Below are 7547 nucleotides of genomic sequence, written 5' to 3'. Positions count from 1 at the left end.
AGGTTGCTGATTCAGTGAGCGGCAGCGTGTTGTCGCGTATGGTTTCGCCAAAACACTTACGCCGACGTGCTTAGGCTTGGCATCACAGGCTATCGACGGTCGTTGCTTCGCAACTAGCGATCGTCCAACGCTTGCTCGGCTGCCTGCAGCAATCCCTTCGACGACGAGGAGGAAGTGTATTGAAAGAGAGTCGTAAAATCAGTCCTGCTCGGCCTCGCCCCATATCCGCACGTCGCCGTCTTCGTCAATCTCGACGCGGAGCACGTTCGGATGGCAACACACCGGGCAGTCCTCGACATACTCCTGGCTCGAGCCCGCCGAGGGATCGATCGGCACGATGATCTCTTCACCGCAGTTGTCGCACACGTAACTGCCTTCTGTATCCATGATCCGTCGGTCGTTGAAATTCTGGTTCAGTAGCGTTCCGCAAGCCGTCATTCTCAGGTCCCGCGAAGCCGCGGCACCCACCGGCACGAGGCATCAAAGCCGGCTACTTCCGATGGGGAATTTTACGCTGCTGGGGACGCTTGGCGGTCTTGCTTTGGGGCGGGCGTTTGGCACGTTCGCGAGCGGCTTTGGCGGCGTCGCGATGCAGCTGGGAACGGACCCTCGCGACGAATTCTTCGCTGACCTCGATGCCGAGTCGTTCCAGAGCCTCGACCACTTCCGCCGGCCGGGCCTGCAGCCCGAGCTGAGCCCACATGCTGCGGATGGTGCTGCGCGTGTCGGTCATCACTCCAGCTCGCTCGCGTTCGGGAAATGGGAAACGGGAAACGGGAAACGGCAAAACGTTCGAGCCGCAGAAAAATCGGTTCAGCCGGGGCCACCTTCGCAGCAGGTTTCGCAGATCCGGTGACAACGAGCGCACTGCAGTTTGGCGCGGATCTCGATCAGCGGTCCGCCACAGACCGGACACGCCGGTCGCGGAGTTTGCGGAGTTCGCGGTTCTTGTTGGCTGTCACGATTCTCCATCGGGCACGTCCCTCACTTGCGGATTGACTCAGGGGAGTCCTAACAGTCTAACCGCACTATCGGTGCAAAGGTTTCGCGGCCGCTCGTCACCCATCCATTCCGCCCTGCGAGGCTTGTAGACAGAGCCTATGAGCATCGAGTGATGTTGGAGCTGGGCCGGATCGAGGTTCCGGTGGTTCAGCCAGGGACGCAAGCGAACGCAGGGACGCAAGCGAACGCAGCGCGGCACCCGGCAACTGCAGCTATGAAAAAAGCCATAAACCGAGACCGGCTTATGGCTTTGCGTGCTTCGAAGTACACCCCACAGGATTCGAACCTGTAACCTTCGGTTCCGTAGTCCGCAGACCGATCAACGCAACCAGTTAGCTGAAGCGGACTTACGAGACAGCGAAAATGCCCTGGTAGCGCATTGGCAGCGCGCCGGCGGCGAAGATGGTCACCAGTCGGCACCGACTGACAGCGACGAGGCGCTGCGCTACGTCAACGACTGCTGGCCGAACCTGCCACAAAACATTCGCGACACCATCATCATGCTGATCGACGCCGCCCCCAAAAACGGGGAAGCGAAAGGGGCGAGCATGCAAAGTGATTGTCCTCAACCGTCCGGTCCGCAAGGCGATGCTAAGGACGCGGACGATGAGCCACGTGGCACCTAGTACTACGCTGCCTGCGACCGCTGCACCGCAAAATGGTTCGCGCCGTTCAAGACGCTTCGATGTCCCCATAGTGGAACGCTCTCTCCTCACGCTGTCCGTCAGAGGCCGCCCTGGCTGATGACTCCTCGGCAATCGAGATAGTCCGATTCAGCGATGCCGGCCCGCCCGACGCTCTAAATGAGACCGAGCGTTTATTCCACCAACAGTTCGTTTATGGAAGTCACTGCAATCAAACGGTTTGCAGTGTCTCGGGCGGATCGCAGGACGGTCTTTCCGTTTACACCGAGCGTTTTTTGCCGCTCTTCCTCGGTTAGGAACGGCTCACAAGAGCTGCTTCCGAGTCGGGCATGATTCTCGCCGCACCATAGCTGAGCGAATTGTCCAGCATGTCGCTCGTCCCTCCGGCGTGATTGCGTCATTGCACCGACTTAGGTTATCCAGAGATGCCGAGAAGCAGAGAAAGCTCGCTCCCGAACCGGTCCAGCTCCATCGACTCCTTGTAGAGCGGATGCTCCCGGATTCGCAAACGCCCCAGTCCGTCCGGGGAGATGAAGTGTTTTGCGGCGATCGCGCGAGCCTCCGTGACGGTCGGGTGCTCCGCATACTCGGCGCTTAAGCTACGAACATGAGTATCTTCCTCTCGCGTAAGCATTCCCACGATGCGGTAGATGTCCAATGCGTGGTGCTGTCCCAGGCTGCGGTTCACATCGTTCATCCGATCACGAAAAGCGCAAAGCTTCATCAGCAGGTAGGAGAACGCTTGCGGAACCAGTACCTCGGCACGGTGTTCTTCTCCCGCTGACAACTTCCCCTCTACCGGGATAGATAGCGCGTGGCGGTCCACCGCGAGGGCCTCTTCAAGTTTGCTCGCGTGCAGCTTCACGCTTGGACGCGGCTTGACCCGGCGAGGATCCTTCGGAACTCGCTCGGCGAAGTGACCAAGCGGGGCAGCCAGCAGGTCGATCTTGACCTGACCCTGTGGCATTGATCGCGAAAATTGGGTGTACTTCGCCGTCTCGACGACGCGACAGTCCAGCTCGTCCAGTGCCATGCGAATCGACTTCATGGACTCAGAGTCGGTGACGATCTCGGCTCGAAGGATCAGATCGATGTCATTCGTTGTCCGAGCGTCAGGCAAATCGTCGGGGGTGAGCAACGTGCGTACGCCGGGATGGTCCGCAAGATAAAGCTGCTTGAGAAAAAGTCCGTAGCCGCCGCCAATGAGGAGCGTCGTCTCCGAGCCGAGCGCCGCGTCGAGGTCCAGCAAAGTCGTCAGTAGCGGGTCGCCTGGCAGCCGAACCCCCGATCCATCATCCATTGAGTTCCCCAAGAATCCGATCCATCACCTGCTCCGCGGTTTCCTGCTCACGCTTGTCACCAGCGGCGCACTCCAAGAAGACCTGGACTGGCGAAGCATAGGGCAAGCCGTCCCTGGGCCGAGCATCGAAAAACACCGTCGGATCAGCCGTCTGCAGCAGCTCAAGATCAACGAATCGGCTTGTCTCTTCGACTTTCTTCCCCCATTTGCGTAGCACCGGCGCAATATTCGGCGTGAACAACACAGGTCCGTCCCTCCGGCCCATCACGGCATACGCGTCCACCGACGAGCGCCCGCTAAGAACCAGAGGCGTCTTGCGAGGTCTGCTCTCGACGAGTTCCTCAAGCGGCATTTTCATCGAAAGTGTGACCGCCTTTGTGACCTTGGGCGGAGTGTAGCTCTCGGCGAGTTTCTCCAGCAGCTTGTCCGGTTGTCGTAAGGCAATTCGATCCGCCGCACGTTCCACAATCAGATCCGACTCCAGACGCTTCAGCGCTTTGGACACCGTCGACAGGGCCACGCTGCCACCGCGCGCCTCGATCTCCTCCGCGATCTCGGCGAGTGACTGAAACTTCGGACGGCATAGAAAAACTCGCCCGACCAGGGAAGTCGCTCCCCGGTAGGCATATTTGGTCGGAGCCGAACTCGGGAACTTGTTCGGCCTGCCCGTGCGATAGACGAGCAGCTTTCCGGGGACCGTCACGACACCGTTGCCGGACAAGTCGAGTCCGCTCAGCTGCCGCTCCTGAAGCTCGTTGAGTTGCTCTTCTCGCAAATAGGGAACGACCAGCATCGGCAGGCGGCCCTGCTGACGGGCCCATTGCTCGATCTGGTGCAATGCCTCTTTGAATACCTTCGGCGAACTTCGCGACTTCAGTTCGGCGGTAAACTCATACTTCTGACCAGCGGAGATCACCTCGAGCAATGCGTCGGCTCCAATCTCGTGCGCCCACGCCGACTGCTTGGCCAGGCGGACACGGAGCGGCGGAAAATCGTACCCGCCCTGAAATTCTTGGAGCATTTCCGCTTCGCTGACCATTTTTCCCTCTGTAGCCTTTTAGGCTCGTGCTTGCTCTTCCGGCAAAGGAATGGAGCTGACAAGATATTTTCCAATTGTGGCACATTTTCTGCTTCAGGAAAATGCGAGAAAACTGGAAAATGGTGAATAGCGGCTCGAGCCGACGAGACCGGGCCTTCGAAGTCCGCCGACCGATCAGCGCAGCTCGTTACCCGACAGCAACTTACGAAACGGCGAAAATACCCGTGTAGCGCATTGGCAGCGCTCCCGCGGCGAACATTGTCCCCAATCGGCATCTGCTGATCGCAGCGAAGCGCTGCGCTACGCCAGCGACTGCTGGCCCGATCCGCCTGAGCACATCCGCCAAACCATCCTCACCCTGATCGACGCCGCCCCAAAGAACGGCTCAGCGGAAGGAGGCCATCGTGGAGAGTGATTGCCCTCGACCATCTGGTCCGCAAGACGATGCTTCTGGCACGCAAGAGGAAATGCGGGGCACTTGGTACTACCCCGCTTGCGGCCGTTGCACCGCAAACTGGTTCGCCCCGTTCCAAGAAGACTTCGCCAGAAGAAGACTTCGCCAGGGTCAGGCCTTGTGTTCGGTGTCCAGGTGGAGTTGGAAGACTTCGCCAGGGTCAGGCCTTGTGTTCGGTGTCCAGGTGGAGTTGCTATGCAATGTCTGCAACGGTTTAAAGCCCCTGTGGGAACGGACCCTCGCGACGAATTCCTCGCTGACCTCGATGCCGAGTCGTTCCAGAGCCTCGACCACTTCCGCCGGCCGGGTCTGCAGCCCGAGCTGAGCCCACATGCTGCGGATGGTGCTGCGCGTGTCGGTCATCACTCCAGCTCGCTCGCGTTCGGGAAATGGGAAACGGGAAACGGCAAAACGTTCGGGCCGCAGAAAAATCGGTTCAGCCGGGGCCACCTTCGCAGCAGGTTTCGCAGATCCGGTGACAACGAGCGCACTGCAGTTTGGCGCGGATCTCGATCAGCGGTCCGCCACAGACCGGACACGCCGGACGCGAAGTTTGCGGAGTTTGCGGAGTTCGCGGTTCTTGTTGGCTGTCACGATTCTCCATCGGGCACGTCCCTCACTTGCGGATTGACTCAGGGGAGTCCTAACAGTCTAACCGCACTATCGGTGCAAAGGTTTCGCGGCCGCTCATCCCCCATCCATGCCGCCCTGCGAGGCTTGCAGGCAGAGCCTATGAGCATCGAGTGATGTTGGAGCTGGGCCGGATCGAGGTTCCGGTGGTACCGCCAGGGACGCAGGCGAACGCAGGGACGCAAGCGAACGCAGGGCGGCACCCGGTAACTGCAGGCATGAAAAAAGCCATAAACCGAGACCGGCTTATGGCTTTGCGTGCTTCGAAGTACACCCCACAGGATTCGAACCTGTAACCGTCAATTCCGTAGTCCGCAGACCGATCAACGCAACCAGTTAGCTGAAGCGGACTTACGAGACAGCGAAAATGCCCTGGTAGCGCATTGGCAGCGCGTCCGCGGCGAAGATTGTCACCAGTCGGCACCGACTGACAGCGACGAGGCGCTGCGCTACGTCAACGACTGCTGGCCGTACTTCGCCGTCTCGACGACGCGGCAGTCCAGTTCGTCGAGTGTTATGCGAATCGACTTCATGGACTGAGAGTCGGTGACGATCTCGGCTCGAAGGATCAGATCGATGTCATTCGTTGTCCGAGCGTCAGGCAAATCGTCGGGGGTGAGCAAAGTGCGTACGCCGGGATGGTCCGCAAGATAAAGCTGCTTGAGAAAAAGTCCGTAGCCGCCGCCAATGAGGAGCGTCGTCTTCGAGCCGAGCGCCGCGTCGAGGTCCAGCAAAGTCGTCAGTAGCGGGTCGCCTGGCAGCCGAACCCCCGATCCATCATCCATTGAGTTCCCCAAGAATCCGATCCATCACCTGCTGCGCGGTTTCCTGTTCACGCTTGTCACCAGCGGAGCACTCCAAGAAGACCTGGACTGGCGAAGCATAGGGCAAGCCGTCCCTGGGCCGAGCATCGAAAAACACCGTCGGATCATCCTTGTAAACCGCTTCGGAATACCCCTTTCTAGATTGACTTAGGACGCACCGAAAGACATGCGTACGCCGATAGGTTCCGTCGGCGTTTCGAATCTTTGCCCCGGTGCCGAAGTCGACTTGAAGTTCTTCACCCGGTTCGACTTCCATGCGCCGGAACGGGAGTTCGTGCTGCTTCCGGAGAGACCGGACGAAGCGGTTGACCGACCAATACTTCCCCTCGAAGCCATGCTCCGCGACAAGGTCTTGATGGATGCGTTGGGACGACAAGCCGGCTTCACACTTTCAGACGATCAGTTCTCGAAACGGCTCGCATTGACTGCCACTGCTGCGCGGGGCGGTCTCCGGGGCGGCGGATGTTGCGGGCTCTTCGGACCCGGTTGGCGCCTTGGTACTGTTTGAATTTGGCGACCCGGTTGCCGCCTGGTTGTCAGACCCCGTGGACGCCTTGGTACTGTTTGGCTTGGCAGGCTGCAAATGGCGCCGGACAGCCCCGAGCGAGTCGGCGATCCGTCGCTCGGAGTAGCCTGCGGCACGTAAGTTGTTGATTGCCAATGACTTGTCCATGGTCAGTTGATTCGCCATGAGGCTCTCGATGGTCGGTTTTTAGGGATGAAAACCGACCATCAGACGCGAGCCAGAGGAGTATGATCAACTGGTACCATTTGAGACGCCAATCACTGGTACTGTTTGGGCGCCAATTGACAGCGATGCAGACCATCGAACTCACGGATGGCGGCATCCTGCTTTACGACGAGAGTTTCCTGCCCGCTGAACTGTCGGATCGATACTTTGTCACGATCAGGGATGAATGTGTCTGGGAACAGAAGCCCGGCATCTTCGGTCACATGCAGCCTCGCCGGACAGCCTCCTATGGGGACGAGGGTGTGACCTATAAGTATTCAGGCACGGTCAATGTGGCCCTGCCGTGGACACCGACGCTGCTTGAGATCAAAGAGAGGATTGAAGCCGTGCAGGGCAAGTACAACTACTGCCTGCTGAACCGCTACCGATCCGGTCAAGACAGCATGGGGACTCTCGCCGACAAAGAGCCTGAAATGGGCAATGTGATTGGCTCTCTGTCGTTGGGAGCGACCCGGACGTTCCGCACCAAGCACAACAAGACGAAAGAAACGATGAGCTTTCCGGCTGGCAACGGCACGCTCATCATCATGGCTGGGACGATGCAGCAGTTCTGGATGCACGAGATTCCCAAGACCAAGCAAGCAGTTGGCGAGAGGATCAACCTGACGTACCGCAAGATTTTGGAGCCAGCATGAATCTAGCTGGCCCGCAAATCGTCGTCGCAGAGCATTATCTCATTGATGCAGATTTTTGCGTGACAATGAGAATGCCCTTCGACCTGTTGGCCAAAGAGCTTGTTTCGAAGATTGTTCGACATCGGTGTAACTACTCTTTGCTTAGCAGTGCGGAATCCACCTTCTTCCACTGAAATTCTTCACCATCCGAACATTCTAAAAATCGAATGGCCGAAATCTGTGGAGGGGAGTTTTGCAGCAGCGAACACGCAAGCTCGTTGGCGTAAGC

General features: G+C 58.8%; 12 protein-coding genes. 2 read left to right on the top strand and 10 right to left on the bottom strand.

Features of this window, described 5'->3' with window-relative positions; all coding sequences use genetic code 11:
• Nucleotides 1-198 precede the first annotated feature (198 nt).
• From GE027_RS22150 to GE027_RS23210, 3 genes are all read right to left on the bottom strand, one after another.
• Nucleotides 199-387, bottom strand: coding sequence for a CPXCG motif-containing cysteine-rich protein (locus tag GE027_RS22150; protein ID WP_153559416.1), 189 nt, complete (start codon nt 385-387; stop codon nt 199-201).
• Between the two features lie 103 nt (nt 388-490).
• Complete coding sequence (locus GE027_RS22145) at nt 491-733, bottom strand: hypothetical protein (RefSeq protein ID WP_153559415.1); 243 nt, start codon at nt 731-733, stop codon at nt 491-493.
• Nucleotides 734-813: 80 nt separating this feature from the next.
• A complete protein-coding gene (locus GE027_RS23210) occupies nt 814-972 on the bottom strand; it encodes a hypothetical protein (protein ID WP_153559414.1) in 159 nt (52 codons plus the stop codon).
• 284 nt (nt 973-1256) lie between these two features.
• Between GE027_RS23210 and GE027_RS22135 the strand changes: the two genes are divergently transcribed.
• Nucleotides 1257-1628 carry a hypothetical protein gene (locus GE027_RS22135; RefSeq protein ID WP_153559413.1) on the top strand — a complete coding sequence of 124 codons (372 nt, stop codon included), beginning with the start codon at nt 1257-1259 and terminating at the stop codon, nt 1626-1628.
• A gap of 433 nt (nt 1629-2061) precedes the next feature.
• Here the strand turns inward: GE027_RS22135 and GE027_RS22130 are convergent, their stop codons facing one another.
• From GE027_RS22130 to GE027_RS22100, 7 genes are all read right to left on the bottom strand, one after another.
• Nucleotides 2062-2895: a hypothetical protein gene (locus GE027_RS22130; RefSeq protein ID WP_153559412.1), complete on the bottom strand. Its 834-nt coding sequence runs from the start codon at nt 2893-2895 to the stop codon at nt 2062-2064.
• Nucleotides 2896-2938: 43 nt separating this feature from the next.
• Nucleotides 2939-3985: a hypothetical protein gene (locus GE027_RS22125; RefSeq protein WP_153559411.1), complete on the bottom strand. Its 1047-nt coding sequence runs from the start codon at nt 3983-3985 to the stop codon at nt 2939-2941.
• 565 nt (nt 3986-4550) lie between these two features.
• The gene (locus GE027_RS22120) at nt 4551-4889 is read right to left on the bottom strand and encodes a hypothetical protein (protein ID WP_162006884.1); all 339 of its coding nucleotides are present in this window, start codon (nt 4887-4889) and stop codon (nt 4551-4553) included.
• Nucleotides 4876-5043 (bottom strand): hypothetical protein, encoded by a 168-nt coding sequence (locus tag GE027_RS23205; protein WP_153559409.1) that lies wholly within the window; start codon nt 5041-5043, stop codon nt 4876-4878. Before GE027_RS23205 ends, GE027_RS22120 begins: the two co-directional genes overlap by 14 nt.
• 475 nt (nt 5044-5518) lie before the next feature.
• Nucleotides 5519-5854 carry a hypothetical protein gene (locus GE027_RS22110; RefSeq protein WP_153559408.1) on the bottom strand — a complete coding sequence of 112 codons (336 nt, stop codon included), beginning with the start codon at nt 5852-5854 and terminating at the stop codon, nt 5519-5521.
• Nucleotides 5847-6269, bottom strand: coding sequence for a hypothetical protein (locus GE027_RS22105; protein WP_153559407.1), 423 nt, complete (start codon nt 6267-6269; stop codon nt 5847-5849). The genes GE027_RS22110 and GE027_RS22105 overlap by 8 nt, the downstream gene beginning before the upstream one ends.
• Nucleotides 6270-6284: 15 nt before the next feature.
• A complete protein-coding gene (locus GE027_RS22100) occupies nt 6285-6584 on the bottom strand; it encodes a hypothetical protein (protein WP_153559406.1) in 300 nt (99 codons plus the stop codon).
• A 125-nt stretch (nt 6585-6709) separates the two neighbouring features.
• Here GE027_RS22100 and GE027_RS22095 point away from each other — a divergent pair, with 125 nt between their 5' ends.
• Nucleotides 6710-7279 carry an alpha-ketoglutarate-dependent dioxygenase AlkB family protein gene (locus tag GE027_RS22095; RefSeq protein ID WP_162006883.1) on the top strand — a complete coding sequence of 190 codons (570 nt, stop codon included), beginning with the start codon at nt 6710-6712 and terminating at the stop codon, nt 7277-7279.
• Nucleotides 7280-7547 lie beyond the last annotated feature (268 nt).

The sequence above is a fragment of the Roseimaritima sediminicola genome (genome assembly GCF_009618275.1).
GTDB lineage: Bacteria > Planctomycetota > Planctomycetia > Pirellulales > Pirellulaceae > Roseimaritima > Roseimaritima sediminicola.
This window is presented reverse-complemented; position numbering and strand designations above follow the sequence as displayed.